The sequence below is a fragment of the Flavobacterium sp. N2038 genome, from assembly GCF_025947185.1.
Lineage (GTDB): Bacteria > Bacteroidota > Bacteroidia > Flavobacteriales > Flavobacteriaceae > Flavobacterium.
In genome coordinates, this window is sequence record NZ_CP110001.1 from 3569865 (window position 1) to 3591026 (window position 21162).

The 21162-nt window shown below is 32.5% G+C and carries 18 protein-coding genes; 6 read left to right on the forward strand and 12 right to left on the reverse strand.

What is annotated here, in order from left to right; genetic code table 11:
* Window positions 1–11: 11 nt before the first annotated feature.
* Window positions 12–2807, forward strand: a complete 2796-nt coding sequence (gene uvrA, locus OLM51_RS15835; RefSeq protein ID WP_264551568.1) for an excinuclease ABC subunit UvrA — start codon at window positions 12–14, stop codon at window positions 2805–2807.
* A 110-nt stretch (window positions 2808–2917) separates the two neighbouring features.
* On the opposite strand, the gene OLM51_RS15840 is transcribed toward uvrA, so the two are convergent.
* The 8 genes from OLM51_RS15840 to OLM51_RS15875 all read right to left on the reverse strand — a co-directional run bounded on the left by OLM51_RS15840 (window position 2918) and on the right by OLM51_RS15875 (window position 11520).
* Window positions 2918–3217, reverse strand: coding sequence for a hypothetical protein (locus OLM51_RS15840; RefSeq protein ID WP_264551569.1), 300 nt, complete (start codon window positions 3215–3217; stop codon window positions 2918–2920).
* Window positions 3218–3460: 243 nt separating this feature from the next.
* Window positions 3461–5104: a mechanosensitive ion channel family protein gene (locus OLM51_RS15845; protein ID WP_264551570.1), complete on the reverse strand. Its 1644-nt coding sequence runs from the start codon at window positions 5102–5104 to the stop codon at window positions 3461–3463.
* Window positions 5105–5200: 96 nt separating this feature from the next.
* Window positions 5201–6670, reverse strand: coding sequence for a lipopolysaccharide biosynthesis protein (locus tag OLM51_RS15850; RefSeq protein ID WP_264551571.1), 1470 nt, complete (start codon window positions 6668–6670; stop codon window positions 5201–5203).
* 43 nt (window positions 6671–6713) lie between these two features.
* A complete protein-coding gene (locus tag OLM51_RS15855) occupies window positions 6714–8000 on the reverse strand; it encodes a glycosyltransferase family 4 protein (protein ID WP_264551572.1) in 1287 nt (428 codons plus the stop codon).
* Window positions 8001–8040: 40 nt separating this feature from the next.
* Window positions 8041–8514 carry a nucleotidyltransferase gene (locus tag OLM51_RS15860; protein WP_264551573.1) on the reverse strand — a complete coding sequence of 158 codons (474 nt, stop codon included), beginning with the start codon at window positions 8512–8514 and terminating at the stop codon, window positions 8041–8043.
* The gene (locus OLM51_RS15865) at window positions 8511–8678 is read right to left on the reverse strand and encodes a hypothetical protein (RefSeq protein ID WP_264551574.1); all 168 of its coding nucleotides are present in this window, start codon (window positions 8676–8678) and stop codon (window positions 8511–8513) included. Before OLM51_RS15865 ends, OLM51_RS15860 begins: the two co-directional genes overlap by 4 nt.
* Window positions 8679–8750: 72 nt before the next feature.
* Window positions 8751–11183 (reverse strand): YfhO family protein, encoded by a 2433-nt coding sequence (locus OLM51_RS15870; protein ID WP_264551575.1) that lies wholly within the window; start codon window positions 11181–11183, stop codon window positions 8751–8753.
* A 52-nt stretch (window positions 11184–11235) separates the two neighbouring features.
* Entirely contained in the window at window positions 11236–11520 is a 285-nt protein-coding gene (locus OLM51_RS15875; RefSeq protein WP_264551576.1) for a DUF4834 family protein, read from the reverse strand.
* 124 nt (window positions 11521–11644) lie between these two features.
* Between OLM51_RS15875 and OLM51_RS15880 the strand changes: the two genes are divergently transcribed.
* Both OLM51_RS15880 and OLM51_RS15885 read left to right on the forward strand, forming a co-directional pair.
* Window positions 11645–12613, forward strand: coding sequence for a transporter (locus tag OLM51_RS15880; protein ID WP_264551577.1), 969 nt, complete (start codon window positions 11645–11647; stop codon window positions 12611–12613).
* Between the two features lie 48 nt (window positions 12614–12661).
* Window positions 12662–13780 carry a GNAT family N-acetyltransferase gene (locus OLM51_RS15885; protein WP_264551578.1) on the forward strand — a complete coding sequence of 373 codons (1119 nt, stop codon included), beginning with the start codon at window positions 12662–12664 and terminating at the stop codon, window positions 13778–13780.
* 93 nt (window positions 13781–13873) lie between these two features.
* Here the strand turns inward: OLM51_RS15885 and OLM51_RS15890 are convergent, their stop codons facing one another.
* Both OLM51_RS15890 and OLM51_RS15895 read right to left on the reverse strand, forming a co-directional pair.
* Window positions 13874–14356 carry a hypothetical protein gene (locus tag OLM51_RS15890; protein WP_264551579.1) on the reverse strand — a complete coding sequence of 161 codons (483 nt, stop codon included), beginning with the start codon at window positions 14354–14356 and terminating at the stop codon, window positions 13874–13876.
* A gap of 116 nt (window positions 14357–14472) precedes the next feature.
* On the reverse strand, window positions 14473–15732 hold the full coding sequence (locus OLM51_RS15895) for an aminotransferase class I/II-fold pyridoxal phosphate-dependent enzyme (protein ID WP_264551580.1): 1260 nt from the start codon (window positions 15730–15732) through the stop codon (window positions 14473–14475).
* A 256-nt stretch (window positions 15733–15988) separates the two neighbouring features.
* Here OLM51_RS15895 and nirK point away from each other — a divergent pair, with 256 nt between their 5' ends.
* Genes nirK through OLM51_RS15910 form a run of 3 tightly spaced genes read left to right on the forward strand, consistent with a single transcriptional unit; the run spans window position 15989 to window position 18846 of the window.
* Entirely contained in the window at window positions 15989–17434 is a 1446-nt protein-coding gene (nirK, locus tag OLM51_RS15900) for a copper-containing nitrite reductase (protein WP_264551581.1), read from the forward strand.
* Window positions 17435–17450: 16 nt separating this feature from the next.
* Window positions 17451–18233 (forward strand): formylglycine-generating enzyme family protein, encoded by a 783-nt coding sequence (locus OLM51_RS15905; protein ID WP_413614524.1) that lies wholly within the window; start codon window positions 17451–17453, stop codon window positions 18231–18233.
* A 16-nt stretch (window positions 18234–18249) separates the two neighbouring features.
* On the forward strand, window positions 18250–18846 hold the full coding sequence (locus OLM51_RS15910; protein WP_264551582.1) for an SCO family protein: 597 nt from the start codon (window positions 18250–18252) through the stop codon (window positions 18844–18846).
* A gap of 174 nt (window positions 18847–19020) precedes the next feature.
* Here OLM51_RS15910 and OLM51_RS15915 read toward each other — a convergent pair whose 3' ends face one another.
* The gene (locus OLM51_RS15915; protein WP_264551583.1) at window positions 19021–20250 is read right to left on the reverse strand and encodes a hypothetical protein; all 1230 of its coding nucleotides are present in this window, start codon (window positions 20248–20250) and stop codon (window positions 19021–19023) included.
* Window positions 20251–20419: 169 nt separating this feature from the next.
* Window positions 20420–21151 (reverse strand): iron-sulfur cluster repair di-iron protein, encoded by a 732-nt coding sequence (ric, locus tag OLM51_RS15920; RefSeq protein WP_264551584.1) that lies wholly within the window; start codon window positions 21149–21151, stop codon window positions 20420–20422.
* Window positions 21152–21162: the final 11 nt, after the last annotated feature.

Below are 21162 nucleotides of genomic sequence, written 5' to 3' on the forward strand. Positions count from 1 at the left end.
TGACTTTTTTTATGCAAATTGATCTTTCTACACTCGACCCGAAGCAAAATATTATCATTAAAGGCGCGCAGGTACATAATTTAAAAAATGTAGATGTTGCTATTCCACGAAACAAACTTGTTGTAATCACAGGGCTTTCAGGATCAGGAAAGTCGAGTCTGGCATTTGATACTTTGTATGCCGAGGGACAACGTCGTTATGTGGAGAGTTTATCTTCATATGCACGTCAGTTTTTAGGACGTTTAGATAAACCCAAAGTAGAATATATTAAAGGTATTGCTCCGGCAATTGCCATTGAGCAAAAGGTAAATACTACCAATGCGCGTTCGACTGTCGGGACATCTACTGAAATTTACGATTACGTTAAACTTCTATATGCCAGAATTGGCCGCACTTATTCTCCAATTTCAGGACAAGAAGTCAAAAAAAACACGGTTACTGATGTTATTTCTGATGTTAAAAACTTAGAGATAGACAGTAAATGGCTTTTACTCGCCCCTATTCATTTAGAAGAAGGACGTCAGCTTGAAGATAAGTTAAAAGTACTTTTACAGCAAGGTTTTGCTCGTATTTTAGTAGATAATGAAATGGTCCGTCTGGATGATTTCACTTCTTCAGAAATTCATTCGTTAGACAATAAAGATATTTTATTAATTATTGACCGTATTGTCGTTAAAGAGGAAGAAGAATTCTACAATCGTCTTGCCGATGCTGTACAAACGGCCTTTTTTGAAGGAAAAGGAATTTGTTTTCTGCAAGAATTAGGCTCAGATAAAAGATTCTCTTATTCTAATAATTTTGAACTTGACGGCATTACTTTTTTAGAGCCCAATGTACATTTATTCAGCTTTAACAATCCATACGGCGCCTGTCCGGTTTGTGAAGGCTACGGAAACATCATTGGTATCGATGCTGACTTAGTGGTTCCAAATACTTCTCTGTCTGTTTTTGAAAGTGCCATTTATCCATGGCGTGGTGATAGCATGAGCTGGTACAAGGACGAATTGGTAAAACATGCTTACAAATTCGATTTTCCAATTCATAAACCTTACTTCCAGTTAACAGAAGAACAAAAAGATTTAATCTGGAAAGGAAATCAATATTTTCAGGGTTTAAATGATTTCTTTAAAGAATTGGAAGAAAAAAATTACAAAATACAAAACCGCGTAATGTTATCCCGTTATCGCGGAAAAACTAAATGTCATGCATGTCGTGGAAAACGCTTACGCGAAGAAGCTTCTTATGTAAAAATTAATGGTAAAACGGTATCAGAATTAGTTGATTTACCGATTAGACATTTGGTTACTTTTTTCAAAAACATCGAATTAAATGTTTACGAAGCACAGATAGCCAAACGTTTGATGGTCGAAATCAACAATCGTTTATCGTTCCTGACAGAAGTTGGTCTGGACTACCTTACTTTAAACCGAAATTCCTCTACCCTTTCCGGAGGAGAATCACAACGTATTAATCTTGCTACGTCTCTGGGAAGCAGTTTAGTAGGTTCTATGTATATTTTGGATGAACCAAGTATTGGTCTTCATCCTAAAGATTCTGAGCGATTGATAAAGGTTTTGCTTTCGCTTCGTGATTTAGGAAATACAGTAATTGTAGTCGAACATGATGAAGATATCATGAAAGCGGCTGATATGATTATTGATATTGGTCCCGAGGCAGGAACTTTTGGAGGAAAACTAGTAGCTCAGGGTACTTATGCAGAGATTTTAAAATCGGATTCGCTTACTTCAAAATACCTGAACGGAGCGCTGGAAATATCGGTTCCGAAAAAGAGACGAAAATTCAAAAATCATATTGATATTGTTGGTGCCCGCGAAAATAACTTAAAGAATATTAATGTTACTTTTCCTTTGGATGTTTTAACGGTTGTAACCGGAGTTTCCGGAAGCGGAAAAAGTACTCTGATTAAAAAGATTTTATTTCCTGCTATGCAGAAAAAACTGGAAAATGCTGCCGAAAAAGCGGGACAGTTTACAGAATTAAAAGGTTCTTTCTCTCAGATAAAACATATTGAATACGTAGATCAAAACCCGATTGGAAGAAGTTCAAGATCAAATCCGGTAACTTACATTAAAGCCTATGATGATATTCGTGATTTGTATGCTAAAGAAAAATTATCCAAAATAAGAGGTTATCAGGCTAAGCATTTTTCTTTTAATGTTGATGGAGGCCGTTGCGAAACTTGTAAAGGAGAAGGCTCGATAAACGTTGAAATGGTCTTTATGGCCGACGTTTCTTTACCATGTGAAACTTGTGGAGGAAAACGATTTAAAAAAGAAATCTTAGAAATCAATTTTGACGATAAAAACATCAACGATATTCTAACCATGACTATTGATGATGCGATTGCTTTTTTTGAAAAAAATAAACAAACAAAAATTACACAGAAACTACAGCCTTTACAAGATGTAGGTTTAGGATATGTACAATTAGGGCAATCTTCTTCTACTCTTTCAGGAGGTGAAGCACAACGTATCAAATTAGCCTCCTTTTTAGTAAAAGGGGCAACAAAAGACAAAGCCTTATTTGTTTTTGATGAACCAACAACCGGCTTGCATTTTCATGACATCAAAAAATTGCTGGCTTCATTTGATGCTTTAATCGAAAAAGGACATTCTATAATCGTAATTGAACACAATCTGGATTTGATAAAATGTGCCGACTGGATTATCGATTTAGGTCCTGAAGGTGGTGAAAATGGCGGGCATTTGTTAGCCGTTGGAACTCCGGAAGATGTTGTTAAAGTAAAAGAATCTGTAACGGGAGTTTATTTGAAGGACAAAATTTAAAAAAAATCCAAATCTTAAATTCCAAATTCCAACTTGACTAAACTTAATTGTTTCAAAAAGTATTTTCTAAAAAATTGGAATTTGGAATTTAAGATTTGGATTTTAATTTTTTAAGCTACTAAACATTTTTCTTCAAAAGGAAAGCCATCTTCATCAATGGCAACTAATATCTTTTTTTGCTTTGAGGCTTCGAAAGTAAGATAAAGCCATGCAAATGACCACAATCCTAAAGTCAGGCAAAAAATAGTAAAATTCAAACCATGGTTTACTACTTTTCCGCCTTTAGAAAGGACAGCAAAAAGTAATTCATCATTTCGCTCTTCCAGTATAAATCCTTTATGAATTTTGTTTGATATCATATTAGAGAACACTTGCAAGCTTTGTTCCTGACTAAGTTGATTGTTTTTCATAATCTTCAATTAAAAAATATTAATCTTACTATTACTACAATTACTTAATGCTTTTCATAATTATAAAAAGCATTTCAATCTTAATAAAACACCAAAATCTCAGTTTTTATTGCGTTATACATGAACATTTTTATCATATTTCGCAAACTATTATTAAATTCTTAGCTAAATTTAGTTTTTACAAAATTAAACTCAAAATAACCTCTGTTAAAATTTCAAAGCTACTCTCAAAATATCAACAACTTAACTTTTATTCTTAACATTAAATGAAGGTGTTTCATAATCTTTATCTAAATAATCAGACGGAATCGTTGTCGTGTTTCCGTCGCGCAAGGCATTGTAATGTGGCGACATAATTTCGATTCCGGCTTCATTAAAAGAGTCCTGAATGTTTTGATGCAGTGAAGAGTAAATTCTGGGCTGCTTTGTTGGTTCTTTTGTATAGACATTTATCTGATAGGAAACATAAAAATCATCTAAGCTGGTTTGTAACACAAAAGGCTCAGGCGTTTTTTCTGTTAACTCTGTTTTTGATGCGGCAATAATCAGCGCTTTGTGAATAGCTGTCCAGGGAACATCATAGCCAATAGTTACTGTTGTATGAATTAGCAAACCATTTGTGGAATGTTTGGTATTAGCAGAAAAATTTGTTGAAGTGCTGGATAAAACTGTTGCGTTAGGAATGGTGATATCCTCAAACTTTGGAGTTCTTATTCTTGTAACCAAAGCTGTTTTTTCAATTACTTCCCCGCTTACATCACCAATCTTGATAAAATCACCAATTTTAAACGGACGCATATAGGTAATAACCAATCCTGCAACCATATTTGCTATGGCATTTGAAGATCCTAATGAAAATAAAATCCCCACAAACACAGAAACGCCTTTAAAAATATCAGAATCAGATCCTGGCAGATAAGGAAATATAATCACGAGCATGAAGGCGAACATCAAAAATCGAATAATATTGAATGTTGGCATCGCCCAGTCGCTATAAAAGCCATCTATTTTTATATTTTCCTTTTTAATTTCATCAAAAAAGAACTTGATTATTTTTATGCTATATCTAAAAATAATAATGATAACAAAAATGGTAACCAGACTTGGTAAAAATCCAACAAAACCCATTACAGCCAATTTTGCCGGAGTAAGTATCCAACGCAATAAAGTTGTGGTATAAACCTCTGTTGCCGGAAAAATGCTAAATAATACCGGCAATGAAAGATAAACGATAAAAATAAGCACAATAACTTTTATGAACCCAAACAGTTTCATACTCAAAAACTGCTGTTTCTGTGCCGTTAGTATATTTATATTATTATAGGCAATTCCTTTAAAGTATTTATCACTCTTTTTTAAAATTCGAAGTTTTACCCAATTGAAGATTTTGTTTACAACAAACAACATCAATCCGATTAAAAAAATCAACAATGCAGTATATCCAAGTCTTTTAGGAAGTTGGGAATAGTTTTCATTCTGATAAATAACAGCTCGTTTTATCAAAGCAGCATTTCGTTTTGCTACAAAAGCTTTTGTTTGATTTTCGACTTTGGCATCATTCTCTAAAATAGACATGAGGATAAAATCACCTTTATAAGTAATGTCCTCAGAAATATCAGAAGAAACAACTTCGAGCGAATCAGGATCAAAAAAAGAATCCTCGTATAGTTTCTTAATTTTTTCGCTGATCGCATTGGCTCTGTTTTCAGCAGAAAAAGAGCCTACATTGTTGTAAACATAAAAAAGTGTGTCTTTGAAAGGACTTACAGGATAACCTTTTAATTTTGCCTTAACAGCTACTGCATGTACAGTATCTTTTTGAGCAAAAGTTAATGAAGAAACAAAAAAGAAAAAGAAGGCTAAAATACAAATGATTTTACTTTTCATAAACTATTAGAAACAAATTGGTTATCCTTTCTAACAAATATAAAAACAAAAATGATACAAATTTAACTTTGCACTTTAATACTCAAAAAAATCGTATTAAATTTTAATTCCTACTTTTTTCAAAAGAGTATCAATTACTTTATTGATGTCTGGGGAAATATTAAACTTATAATTTAGATACACATATAAAATCGTCACCAAAATCGATTTTAAAGCGATACTAATTAATTGGAAGAATGGAAATTCCCAAAAATAAAACACCAGAAACAGAACAAATGTTAATAAGGCAGAATAGACTGTTTCTTTTGTAAAAGGATACAAGTGAAGCTTCTTTACCACAAAAAGTAATTTAGCCAAACTGTATAAAGTAATTGATAGTAATGTTGCAAATGCAGAACCGAAAATTCCAAAAATAGGAATAAAAATCATGTTTAAGACTATCGTCAAAACCACCAGCATTAATCCTAAATACAAGACCATTCTGTAATATTTTGTATTGAAAATAATGGCGTTATTGTTTCCTAAAATCAAATCAAAATACTTAGAAAGCCCAATCATAAATACTACCGCAATTCCTCCGCTGTATTCTTTTGGAACCAATTGATACAATTGATTGATATTTACGAAAATACACAGCATTACAAATCCGCCGACCATCTGAAGATTAATTGACGTTTTTTTATAGAGCTGATTTAATTCATCAAATTTATTTTCGTGCATTAATTTTGCTGTAATTGGATATACAATCTGATGCATAGCACGACTTGGAACTGAAATTACCAAAGCAATATAAGTTGCAACGGAATAGAATGCAATGTTATCAATAATCATATATTGATTCAATATCATTTTATCTCCATCTAAAAGTAAATTAGCTACACTCCCTGACAAAATAATATAAAATGTATAAACCAGTATATCTTTAGTATTTTTTGGCTTAGTAAACTGAAAAACTGGTTTCTTAACACTAAATGCGTAAAACATAGTAACTAAAAATGCCAATAAATACAGCACTGCAGTTGCATATACAAATCCCTCAACAGTAAGTATATTATAATAAACCGCTATCAATAAAAACAGAGAAAACAATCTTAGACCGATTTCTTTAATAAAGTTACCAAAAACAGAGTGCATATGAACACGAGCCCAGGCATAAAAAATTTCGAAATAAGCCATAGTCAAAGCTATAAATGGTATAAGCCAAATATAACTTTTGACAATTGCATTCTTTTTGGATAAAAAGAACAAAATTTGATCATAGAAACAAAGTCCAATTATTAACAGAGGAATTATTAATAGAATGGGAAACAAAACCGTAAAAGATAAAAATCGGGATTTTTCTTCATCGGTTTTATATTGAGAATAAAATTTTACCAATGTATTTTGCATTCCAATAGCAAACAACGGCATTATAACATTTGCACTGGAAGTTATATAGTTAGTCAATCCATAAAAAGTTGCCCCCAGAAAAATTGGATATAAATAAAGTGTATTAATGGCTCCGATGCCAAAACCAATGTATGTAATTACAGTGTTTTTAAAAGATTGATTTAAGACAATACCCATTTTTGGATTTCTGAATTTAGATTTTAGATTTTGCCACGTTTGATTATTTGTTAATCAATTGTGCTAATTGTTTGGTAAGATTTTTTCTTGAATATTGTTGTAAACCAACACCATTGGCTTGTAATTTTCCTTCCAAAAACTGATTATAAAAGTCCAAAATTACACTTTTTAATTTCGCTTTTTCAGAATAATCAAAAAATACTCCTGTATTGGTTTCTTTTATAATATCTGCAAAATCAGAACCCTGAGGACCAATAGCAATTATTGGACGATTTGAAACCATATATTCAAACAATTTTCCCGGAATTATACTTTTAGTATCTTCAGAATTAATTTCGATTAAAAGTAAAACCTGAGATTTTTTCTGATGCGCTATTGCTTCTTTGTGAGAAACATATCCCAAAAGATTCAAATAATCATTCAGTTTAAATTCTGTTACAGAGTCAAGTACTTCCTGGCTTACTGCACCAATTAATTTAATTTCAAGATGTGATTTAAAATCCGGAATTTCGTTTGATAATTCAACCAGACATTCCCATAAAAACTTAGGGTTTCGGTCTGATAAAAACGAACCAATATGTGCCAGTGTAAATTTAGTATCTAAGGTTTGCTTTTCTACATTTTCAATATCGTAACCGTTTGTAATTACTTCAATTGGTTTATTGGTAATAGCCTGAAATTCTGCTTTTGTAGTTTTACTGGTTACAATAACAGTATCTGCAGAATTAAGTACTTTATGTTCTAATTGTTTGTGTTTTTTATCTGCATAACCAGACAGACGTAATGCTTTATGATATCCAATAGTAGTCCATGGATCACGAAAATCGGCAAACCATTTTACATTTAGTTTTTCTTTTAATTCTAATCCGATTAAATGCAAACTATGCGGAGGTCCGGACGTAACAATCGTATCAATATTATTTTCTCTGATATATTTTTCGAGATAAGAAACGGATGGTTTTACCCAAAAAACACGTGCATCCGGAATAAAAAGATTTCCACGAACCCAAAGAAAGGTTTTATCTAAAAATGTTTGTTTCTTTTTATGTGGAAAAATTCCGGAGCTAATTTTCTTGGTTTTATTTTTAGAAAACATAGAAGCCAATTGGTATGGCTCCCATATTTTATTTTTAAGAACAATTACTTTATCAGATATCTCACTTACCAAACCTTCATCTACAATTGGATAAGTCGGATTTTCCGGAACATAAACAATAGGCTGAATATCAAAATCAGGAAGGTATTTTACAAATTTTAACCAGCGTTGTACTCCTGGTCCTCCTGCTGGTGGGAAGTAATAAGTTATTATTAAAAGTTTTTTTTGTTCCAATTTATTATTTAATTTCTTAAAAAAAATCTGTTTAAATAGATTAAGTATTTTCTTTATTCTCGTTGTTCACCTTCTCTAATTCTTCAATATCCAGAATATCTTTTGGTCTATTGGCTGCTTTTTTTGCAATAATCAAACTTTCATAATCAATAAAATAAACTGGAGTTTCCCCTATTTTTACGATTGTCGCATCTTCCAATAATGATGAAAAAGATTTATTTTCTAAACCTTTTACTGCTGTCATTATATCCAATCTTAATCCGAAACTTAATGTAAAATCAGTCCAGCCTGGAATAAATTGCATGGTTTCAATTGTTTCAAAGTCACCTAAATTTATTGATCTTAGAGCTTTTCTTAAATTTACTCTATTTTCAAATGTATCTTCCAGATAAATATCTATATCTCCAGTATTCCTATTATAACCATAAATATTTACTGCAAACCCGCCAATAGTTATGTATTTAACTTTGTTTTCGAAAAAACTATTCCAAATGGCAATTATTTGCTCATTCATCGTTTTTTAGATTGAATTATTTTTGCTGTTTTTATAGTATATGAAACTTCTATAATAGCCATTAATCTCTCTAATCTTTCTAAATAAGAAAGTGATTTAATTTCCGCAATTCTTTTAGCTTCCAATTCCTTTGGACTACCAAAATTTAATAAAATATCTTTCATTGTTTAGCTTTTAAAACAGGTTAAACAAAGATACAAAATCATCTAACAGTAAATTATTCTAAAAAAAGGCTTTTATTTTTCAATTTTTGTTCTCTTTCTCTCAAAATAAATTCCACCTATTAAAAGCAGTAACATTATAATTGAACTTATTAAAGTTATTGTTCCACCGGTTTTAATTACCTGAGGCTCAAATTTAAATTCAATAGTATGTTTTCCACCCGGAACTTCCATTGCTCTTAACACATAATCAACAGGGAAATGATCTGTCAACTGTCCGTCGATATAAGCATTCCAGCCATTTTTATAGTACATCTCAGAAAATACAGCTAAACCATCTTTTCCGTTATTTGATTGGTATTTAATATAATTTGGCTTGTATTCAACTACTTTAATCGTTCCGGTAGTGTCCCATTGTTTTTTCATTCGGGCACTTTTAAATTTACCTTCATGCTCACGAACATTAAAAACGGCCACTTTTTTAGTATCAATATGATCTAATGCTTTCATTACATCATCTGGCTTATTAACCAATTTTACAGAACTTACAAACCAAGCATTTCCGTTTACTTCAGGATTTATAGTCGGAATTTCATTTCCTTCTTTATCTGTTTGTATTACGTACTTAACATTTAACATATTGAGCACTTCCAGATTACCTTTACTAATTTGATAATCATACAACTGTTGCATTCTTCTAGGTCTTACAGCACTGTAACCTCCAATGGTTTTATGAAAATAAGACGATCTTCCCTGCAATTGTCCCTGCGGATCAAATACACGGTAAACCGAAGTATCTTTTAAAATCTGAGCATCTGTTGGTGTTTCCTGAAATGGTGCAGCAATCTGAACCGGGCTTACAAAATCTTTTGCTGAAACGTATTTTTTATCTACAAAGAATAAATCAAAAATCATTAAAACAGCCACAATAATTAAAGCAGTTGTCTGAGAGAATTTGTTTTTGATAAACAGCCATAGAACTCCAAAAGTCACTACGATAAAAAATCCGGAACGAAGTAAATCTGCAGAGTATAAAGACATTCTGTCTTCTTTTAATGCATCGACAAAACCTGGTCCATAACTTTCTAAATAAGCTTTATCGTTCATTCCTGTAAAGTGGAAGAAGCCTTTTGCAAAAACTAAAATCAATAAAACTCCAAGTCCAAAAACTCCTGTTTGTATCAACGCTTTTTGTTGTAATTTAGGCTCATCTTTAGCTTTAAAAAACGATTGTAATCCCATAACTGCAAGTACAGGGAAACATAATTCTAATATCACCTGAATAGAAGATACGGCTCTAAACTTATCGTACATAGGAACATATTCAATAAAGAAATCTGTTAGCAACGAAAAGTTTTTACCCCATGAAAGCATTAAAGTAAATAATGCTCCTGAAAGAAATACATATTTAATTTTTCTTTCATCGATAAACAAGGCCAAGACTGCCAAAAAGAAAACCACAACCCCAATATATGCCGGTGCAGAAACAATTGGCTGATCTCCCCAATACGTTGGCATACCAGAAACAAAATCTTCTGCCTGAGTTGACGGAACTCCTTGTTCTACCATAAAAGCATACATACGACTGTCTGTACCTACATTTTCATGGCTTGATCCTCCAAAAATTCTCGGAGCTATTAAATTTAAACTTTCTGCTATTCCATAACTATATTCTGTAATGTAGTCTGTTGTCATGGCTGCGGTTGTCAGATTTTTTGATCCGTCGGGATTAAACGTTAACTCGCTTTTATCGCGGATACTGTATTTAGCATATTCGCTCGTTGCCAATAAATTACCCGCATTAGCACCAAGAGCAAGAATTCCTGCTACTGCCAAAACTCCAATAGAAGTTAAAAGTGGTTTATATTCTTTTTCTTTTATAAAATTGAAAGCAAAATAACCGGAAAGAATCAATAAGAAAATCAATAAATAATAGGTCATTTGAAAGTGGTTTGCATTAATTTCTAATGCAACTGCAAACATGGTGAGCAAACCTCCCCAAATATACTTTTTCTGAAAAACCAGTATAAAACCTGCAATAACCAATGGCATATAAGCAATCGCATGTGCTTTTGCATTATGTCCAACACCCAGAATAATAATCAAATAGGTAGAAAAACCAAAGGCAATTGCACCAATAAATGCTTTTAAAGGATCTGTCTTTAAAACCAGTAACAATCCATAAAAACCTAAGAAGTATAGAAATAAATAGTCAGCAGGACGCGGTAAGAAACGTAGAACATCATCAATTTTACCAATAAAATCGTTTGGATAATTTGCCCCTAACTGGTAGGTTGGCATACCACCAAAAGCAGAATTGGTCCAATATGGTTCTGTTTTTTCAGCTGCGCGGAAGTCATTTTGCTCCTTTGCCATTCCCGTATATTGTGCAATATCGGACTGAAAGATTTGTTTTCCTTGCAGAACAGGATAAAAATAAATTAATGATACGAGAATAAAGCCCAAAACTACAAGGGCATGCGGATAAAACTTATTTACTATTTTCAATTTAGGCTGGTTTGGGTTAAATGATGAATCCTATTAATTTTAGGACACAAACTTAATCTATTTCTTCGTAATCAACATACTCACCAACTTTTTTGGTTTCACGAGGATTTTTTTCATTGGCCGTATTAATAATTATTTCATCATTATTTCTACGCGTATTTTGCCATGAATTATCCTGGCTGTATTGTTGTTGTCTCGAAAAATTCTCTCCTGCCTTTTCAACTGCTTTTTTAACCAGTACCGGTAAAAAAATTCTAGCCAAAAATTTAAAAATATAATAAAAAGCTATAACCCACATAATGGTTTTTAGCAAACCTGAAAATGACGCTTCTTGCATAACTGTATAATTTTTGCCAAAATTAATAAATCCGTTGTTTAAAATTAAATTAACAATCTTAAATAAATAATAAAATATCTTACATTTGAAATGCGTTATAGCTTTTTAATAAAAAAATACATTTATGTTGAAAATTAAAAACTTACTCTTTACCACTCTATTTTTTATTCCACAACTTTTCTTTGCACAATACACCGATGTGATTAATTCTAACCGTCCAGGCGAAACCATGTCTGCTTATGCCGTTGGAAAATCTGTAATTCAGGCCGAATTTGGCGTTTATGGCATCAAAGAAAAACATGATTTATTAGATTATGACGCCAGCGGTTTCGGAACCGATTTAACCCTGAGATATGGTGCTTTTCTTGAAAAATTGGAGTTTATAGTAGATCTTCAATATCAAATGGAGAATTATGATACTCCATATACCAGCTATAAAAAAAACAATTTCAGACAGACCGTTTTAGGAGCTAAATATCTTATTTACGATCCTTATAAAAACTATAAGAAAGAAGCTAACATTTATAGCTATAAAGCCAACCGTAATTTTCAATGGCGCGAATTTATTCCTGCTGTTTCTGTCTTTGCAGGAGCAAATTTTGTTGGAGCTGATAATCCGTATTATTTTTCTCCAGACGGAGCAATTTCTCCTAAGATTTCGTTGATTACCCAAAACTTGTTCGGAGGCGGATCCTGGGTTTTTGTAACCAACATTATTGCTGATTATATTGGTACTGATTACCCAAGTTACGGATATATATTAACTTTGACGCACGGATTTAACGACCATTGGTCTGGTTTTATTGAAAATCAGGGCTACAAAAGTGATTTTTACAGCGATGCAATTGTTCGTGGAGGTGCTGCTTACCTGCTTTCACCAAATATGCAGGTGGATGCTTCTATAAGTACTAACTTTAAAAATACGCCATCTATTTTATATGGCGGAGTTGGTATCTCATGGCGCTATGATGGCTGGTATAAGGAAAAACAAATTGAAGCTAAAAACAGAGACAGATCAAAAAAGAATCCTGAAAACGAAAAAGAAATTGACTATCAGGAAAAAGAAAGAAAGCGTAAAGCTAAATACGAATAAAATTTAAATTAAACACCTCTAAATAAGAGACACTTATAATATCACTGAATGATTACAATTAAAGAAGCTAAAACAAAAAAAGAACTAACCGACTATATCAAGTTTCCGTTTTCACTATATAAAGACAACCCATATTGGGTACCGCCTATTATTGCTGATGAACTGGAATCTTTTGATAAAACAAAAAACCCTGCTTTTGATAACGCCGAAGCCTATTTTTATATAGCATACAAAGGCAATCAGATCGTTGGAAGAATTACCGCAATAATCAATTGGGCAGAAGTAAATAATCAACATAAAAGAAAAGTTCGTTTTGGCTGGTTTGATGTAATTGATGATATTGAAGTAACAAAAGCATTACTCGAAAAAGTATACGAATTAGGCCGAAAACACAATCTGGAGCATGCAGAAGGCCCAATGGGATTTTCTAATTTAGACAAAGTTGGAGTACTTACAGAAGGTTATGATCAAATGGGAACTATGATTACCTGGTACAATAACCCTTATTACGTAACACATTTTGAACAATTAGGCTTTCAGGTTGAAAAACAATATATCGAAAGTGTTTTTCCTTTTTCAAATGTTAAACCAGAATTTTTCCTTAAAGCACAGGAATTAATCAAAAAAAGATACGGTTTAAAGTCCCTTACTTTTACTAAAACAAAAGACATTATGCCTCATGTAGACAAAATGTTTGATTTGTTTAATGAATCATATGAAAAACTGGCTTCTTTTGTGGCCATTTCTGATGTTCAGAAAGAATACTTCAAAAAGAAATATATTAGCTTTATTAATCCGGAATACATCAAATTTGTAGTGGATAAAGACGATAAACTAGTCGCTTTTAGCATTGTGATGCCGAGTTTTTCTGAAGCATTACAAAAAGCAAAAGGAAAATTATTTCCGTTTGGATTTATTCATTTACTGAGAGCAAGAAAAAAGAGTAAAGATGTCGTTTTTTACTTAATCGGAGTTCATCCGGAATATCAAAATAAAGGGGTTACAGCTATTATTTTTGATGAATATTATAAAACTTTTTCAGAGAAAGGAATTCAAACCTGCATTAGAACTCCTGAATTATTAGAAAACAATGCGATTCATTTACTTTGGAAAAATTTTGATCCCAAAATTCACTGTCAGAGAAAGACTTATTTGAAATATTTGTAAAAATGTAAAATATTTTGCACTGCAATTTTAAAAACATAAAAAAATCCATTCGTCCCTAAACGAATGGATTTTTCATTAAAATAAAAACGCTGTTTACTCTACTTTGCAATCTACTTTGGTTAAAGTATTTTTCTGGTCAAATTTTAACTTTGTCTTATCTTTAAAAGTAACTTTATCGTTTGCAGCTGCCACATCTCCGTAGCCTTCAATAAAAGCACCATCTTTTTGCAAAAAAGCAACTTCCCTTACAGAAGAAACTCCTTCAGATACAAAAGTATAATCAGCTATAAGCGTATCGCCTTTCATATTCCCAATCAAAGTACCTTCATTTTTATCTTTTCCGACCAAATTATAGCTTAATTTTCCATTTACCTCCTGATGAGAATTTACATTAAAACTCATCGCGATAACACTCCCGTTTAATTTCCACTCATAACATTGATCGCCTGCCGGCTCAACGATTTCAGCTTCTTTTGGAGCTTTTGGTTCAATTTGTACAGGTTCGGTGTCAGTTGCTTTTTTGCACGAAATAAGAACTGTCAAAATAAGGGTTGTTATAATTACTGCTTTTTTCATAATGCTTTATTTTGTTGATTATAATATAAAGTTACCTTAAATAAAAAAAATCCATTCGCATAACGAATGGATTTTTTTACATAATTCCCACTAAAGGAATCTATTTTTATACTTCATTACGAAACGTCAACTGTTGTACGTTCTGCAATTTCTTTATAAGTTCCGTTAACTAATTTCTCACGAATTGCTTCGAAAGCTGTTAATGTTTCATCAATATCAGCTAAAGTATGAGAAGCTGTTGGAATCATTCTCAACAAGATAATTCCTTTTGGAATAACAGGATAAACAACAATAGAAAGGAAAATACCGTAGTTTTCTCTTAAATCATTTACCATTACCATTGCTTCAGGAATACTTCCTTCTAAGTAAACCGGAGTGATACAAGTATTTGTATCTCCGATATTAAATCCTTTTTCTTTAAGACCGTTTTGCAATGCATTTACGTTTTCCCAAAGTTTATCTTTAATAGCCGAAGATTTACGTAATAACTCTAAACGCTTCAAAGAACCAACAGTTTGAATCATTGGTAATGCTTTAGCAAACATTTGAGAACGTAGGTTATACTTTAAATAATCAATAACTGTTTTATCAGCCGCTACAAAAGCTCCAATATTAGCCATAGATTTTGCAAAAGTAGAGAAGTAAACATCAATATCTGCCTGAACTCCCTGCTCTTCACCTGCTCCGGCACCAGTTTTACCTAATGTTCCAAAACCATGTGCATCATCAACCAATAAACGGAAATTGTATTTTTGCTTTAATGCAACAATTTCTTTTAATTTTCCTTGTTGTCCGCGCATTCCAAAAACACCTTCGGTAATAAATAAAATACCTCCACCAGTTTCTTCTGCCATTTTAGTAGCACGCTGCAGATTTTTCTCCATACTTTCCAAATCATTGTGTTTGTATGTGAAACGTTTACCCATGTGTAAACGAACACCATCAATGATACAAGCATGTGAATCTACATCATAAACAATAATGTCATTTTTAGTAACCAGAGCGTCAATAATAGACACCATTCCCTGGTAACCAAAATTCAATAAATAAGCAGATTCTTTCATTACGAACTCAGCTAATTCATTTTCTAATTGTTCGTGGTACGTAGTGTGTCCAGACATCATACGAGCTCCCATTGGATAAGCTGCACCAAACTGAATTGCTGCATCTGTATCTGCCTGACGAACTTCCGGATGATTTGCTAAACCTAAATAATCATTTAAACTCCAGTTTAAAATATTTTTTCCGTGAAAAGTCATTCGAGGACCCAACTCTCCTTCTAACTTTGGGAAAACATAATAACCTTCTGCCTGAGAAGCCCATTTTCCTAAAGGTCCTTTATTGTCCTGAATTCTTTCGAATAAATCTTTTACCATAATATAGTGTAGTAATTTTTTTAACTTAAATCAGCGAGCAAAAATAATCATTATTAATTTAAAATGAAGACCCTCATTTATTTTTATTAAAAATAAATCATGTTAAAATTATTAACAAGATTAAACTTAAAATTATTCTTTTACAATTCTAATTTAATGATATATTTATCTCTAAACCATGATTTTTATCATAATAAAAGATAAAATTGTCTTTTATTTTTGGTCCATATTTAAACAAAAGCAAAACCACAATATTATGACAAGGAAACACACAATTATGAGCAGGATGAGTATTCTTATATGTTCACTTTTTATGCTATTATTATTAGGTAGCTGCAAAAAAAATGAAGCCGCAAATTATGCAGACATCATGACTGAAGGAGAAATGGAGGCAGAACTTACCGCACCTCCACATGTACCTAAACCAGTTGGAAACAGAACAGCCATGAAATTGAAATTAAACATGGAAATCAAAGAACAGGAAGGTACAATGACCGATGGTGTAAAATATACTTATTGGACGTTTGGAGGTTCTGTTCCGGGAAGTTTTATCAGAACCCGTGTGGGTGATGAAGTAGAATTTCATTTAAAAAACCATCCAGATAACAAATTACCACATAACATAGATTTACATGCCGTAACCGGGCCTGGTGGGGGAGCAACCTCATCACTTGTAGCTCCCGGACACGAAAAAGTATTCAGCTTTAAAGTAATTAATCCGGGATTGTACGTATATCACTGTGCTACAGCTCCAGTTGGAATGCACATTGCAAATGGTATGTACGGTTTGATTTTGGTTGAACCAGAAGGCGGACTTCCTCCTGTAGATAAAGAATACTATGTTATGCAGGGAGATTTTTATACTCAGGGTGAATATGGAGCAAAAGGGCTTCAGGCATTTGACATGAACAAAGCTGTAAAAGAAACACCTGATTATGTCGTATTTAATGGTAAAGTTGGAGCTTTAACTAACGGAAATGAATTAACTGCAAAAGTAGGTGAAACGGTTCGTTTATATGTTGGAAACGGCGGACCAAATTTGGTTTCTTCTTTCCACGTTATCGGAGAAATATTTGACAGTGTACATATTGAAGGCGGAAGCACAATTAATAAAAATGTACAAACTACTTTAATTCCTGCCGGTGGAGCTGCCATTGTTGATTTTAAAGTAGAAACACCCGGAACCTTTATCCTTGTTGATCACTCTATTTTCAGAGCATTTAATAAAGGTGCGCTGGGAATGTTGAAAGTAGAAGGAAAAGAAAATAAAAACATTTACTCCGGAACCATCCAGGAAGGTATTTATTTACCTGAAGGAGGAACGATCCAGAAAATGCCTGGAGAATCTGTTGCTAAGGTTGCTATTCCAAAACGTACGGTTGAAGAAAAAGTAAAAATTGGTAAGGAAATTTTCGGAACAACTTGTTTCGCTTGTCACCAATCTGAAGGGCAAGGGATACCGGCTACTTTCCCTCCTCTAGCAAAATCAGACTATCTGAATGCAGATTCAAAACGTGCTATTAAAACTATCCTGCATGGTTTAACCGGAGAGGTCACGGTAAACGGTAAAAAATACAATAACGTAATGCCTGCTCAAAATTTATCTGATGATGAAATTGCTAACGTACTGACTTACATTTACAGCAGTTGGGGAAATAATAAAACCGAAATTACACCAGAAATGGTAAAAGCGCTAAGATAACAGCAAAACTAACAGTATGAAAAAATACGTTTTCATTCTTACAACTATCTTTTTCTTTATGCTTACTGTTGCTACAAATGCGCAGAAAGCAGGAATGGTTCTCATAAAAGAGGGATCTTTTGTCCCTCTTTATGGGGCCACTTCCAAAAAACCTGTCGTTGTAAAATCTTTTTACATAGACATTTATCCGGTAACAAATCGTGAGTTTTTGGAATTTGTCAAAAAAAATCCTTCTTATAGTAAATCAAAAATTAAAGGAATTTTTGCAGATAAAAGTTATTTATCCTATTGGAAAAATGATTCTGATTTTGGAAATGCAAATCCAAATTCACCTGTGACAAGTATTTCATGGTTTGCAGCAAAAAAATACTGCGAATGTGAAGGAAAACGCCTGGCAACAATGGATGAATGGGAATATGTAGCAATGGCTGATGAAAAGAAAATTGATGCCAGAACCAAAAAAGAATTCAACCAGTATATTTTATCATGGTACGAGAAATCGAAAACTTATGAAAATGAAATTGGAAAAACCTTCAAAAATTATTGGGGAGTTTATGACATGCATGGTTTAGTATGGGAATGGACATCTGACTTTAACAGTATTTTTTTATCCGGAGAATCCCGAAAGGACAAAAGCAGTGATAAAAACCTTTTCTGTGGGAGTGCATCAGTAAATGCATCCGATTTAATGGATTATGCTGCCTTTATGCGCTACGCCTTCAGAGGAAGTTTAAAAGCGCAGTATTCTACCCGAAATCTTGGTTTTAGATGTGCCAGTACAACAAAACCTAAAATCTAATTTAAATTAGTTTACAATGAAAACAACAATAATCGCTTTTCTGCTTCTATTCTCGCTTTACAGCTGTAAAGAAAGGGATAAAAAAGGAGTCACAACAGAAACAAAAAAAGAAATCAGTGATTTATCGATTTATAATTTGCCATCAAAATGGACAACACAAAATGGCAATGATATCGAATTAAAATCGCTTAGAGGAAATGTTTTAGTAATGGTTATGATTTATACAAGCTGCAAAGCCGCCTGCCCAAGACTGGTAGCAGATATGCGCGACATTGAATCTAAACTGGATAAAAAGACAAAACAACATGTAAAACTTATTTTGGTTAGTATAGATCCAAAAACGGATACGCCTGAAAGGCTGAAAACTTTTGCAATCGCCAATCAAATGAATCAGGATCCGTGGATTTTTCTCCGTTCATCAGAAGAAAATACTCGTGAGTTTGCAGCAGTTTTGGCTGTTAATTACAAACAAATTTCTCCAATAGATTTTTCTCACTCTAATATCATAAGTGTTTTTAATCCGGAAGGAGAATTGATCTTTCAACAGGAAGGTTTAGGGGTAAACAATGAAAAAACAATTGAAACAATAAATTTGGAAGCAGCAAAAATATAGATATTTAAATAGGTTAATTAGTAAGGAACAAGAGTAGAATTCTAAACAGAAATCGACTCTTGTTTTTTATTTAAAACCTGACTTCTATTATTAAATCGACGATTTAGAAAAAAGTTTGACCTCCTGCAAGGTTTCAAAAACCTTGTAGGTGTCTACATATTTAAAAATTAATACCTACAAGGTTTTTGAAACCTTGCAGGAAAGAAAATTTATTACAGATATCATCATTAAAACCAATCCCAAAACCAAAAAAACACTCAATATCAAAATACTCTGAAAATACCCCGGAATACTTCCTTCTCCAAAAAAGAAAGACAAGCCTTGAAGAAACAATAAAACTTCTGTAGCAATATAGCCTAAAATAAAGCACTTCACTCCTATTCTTAATGTGGAAGAATTTACAGAAAGCATTTCATTCTGAAGCAGAATTCCAAATAAAAACCCGGTTATGATTCCTAAAGTCGTTAAATGAATAAATCCGATTACAAAATTTCTAATTTGATGCGAGACGATAGCCAGATTGGGAAAAATAGTCAATAATTGAATTCCTACTTTCAAGAACAAAGAACATAAAGCCAAACCGTATACTATTTTAGTCGTTTTATCTAAAGCATCTTTAAAATATTTAATTTGAGGTTTCAACATTTTATAGAAATAAATAAAAGCTCCCAATTGAATCAAAACTCCCAAAACATTGATATAACTTAAAAAATCATTTTCTACAAACCAGCGTATTGGAAAAGTGACTGTCAGCAGTGTGGAAATAATAATCAAATAGTAAAATTTCTTAAACTTCACCTCATCAATTTTAGCTTGAAATTGCTTTAAAAACAAAGCCAAAATCGCCAATATAAACCAGCCATTAAACTGAAAATGAAGAAAAAACTGAATCGCAATCTGATAAAAAGCACTTTGTTTTCCTAATGTACTTACCGCAGGTCCCAGACACCAAACTCCAAAAGTTGATAAAATCATAAACAAAACTGAAACCAATAAAAGTCTTTGTGATGGAGATTTATCTCTGGAACAGTCTTTCCAAACCAAACGGCAAAAAACATAACTCAGTAAAATATGCAGGGTTGAAAACACAATCGAAAACAAAGCATATCCCTGAATTGGAAAAGCAATCATCATTCCGATTACCGAAAACTCTGTCAGCCAGAATAAACGATTGTAAATTGGTTTCTGACTTTTTTCTTTTGGAATAAAAAAATGAACAACCAAAACGTAAACGATCAAATAAACCCAACCCAGCATAGCAACATGTGAATGTGCATGAAGAAGAAAGCTATAGTTTAGGAAATCTATTGGGAGCAGATACATCAACCGCATTAACAATCCGAAAACACAGGCAATCAGAAAATTAAAGAAACAGCAGAGTATCCAAGTTTTTTGAGAATTCATATTGCAACTTTTAAAACCTATAAAATTATTAAACCATATAAGTAATATAAGAAATTATAAGTCTGTTTTAAATGAACTTATATTACTTATATGGTTTAAAATAAAAACACCGATAATTATCATTTTAGAAGATTATTACCGATGTTTTTCGAACTATTAAAATTAACCTTTATTCAACTTCAACAAAGTCTTTTTCTAAAATCACAGCCTTTGGAAACAAGATATTATTTTCTAAATGAATGTGTTTGTGTAAATCTTCTTCAAATTCTTTTAGCATTGCAAAAGTTACTCTGTAAGTTGTACACGCATCTGCAGGCGGAGTATAATTATTGGTCAGTGCTGCAATTTCTCTGAAGCGTTCACCTTCGTTATCGTGTTCGTGCATCATCATTGCAATTGGATTTGAAACGGTTCCAAATGATGGCTGAGATAAAATTCCGTCAGATTCTTTCGTTTTCACCATTCTTTTTACAAATGGAAATAAAACCAATTCTTCTTTTTTCATGTGTTGTGACAATTCACCGGCACATCCTATAAACAATTCATTTATTTTAAATAATTCCGGATGATTTGCTCCGTGCACTTTGCACAATTTATCTAAAAACGGAAGCAATACATTTGTTTTTTCCTGTACATAACGGTGATGTGTTTTCTCAATATAATCTGCCAGTAAATCTAAAGGCCATGAATTAAAATCAATACTTCCTCCATTTTCTGATTGCACAATCTGAAGAACATTTTCTAATAAAGCATCTGCATCAATATTTTGTTTTTCGCATACTTCTGTTACAGTTCTGTTTCCTTTGCAGCAAAAATCTATTCTATATTTTGAAAAAACTGCAGCTGTTCTAAAATCCTCAGCTACAAATGATCCTATTGTTTTGTTTTTTAAATTTTCCATGATAATCAATT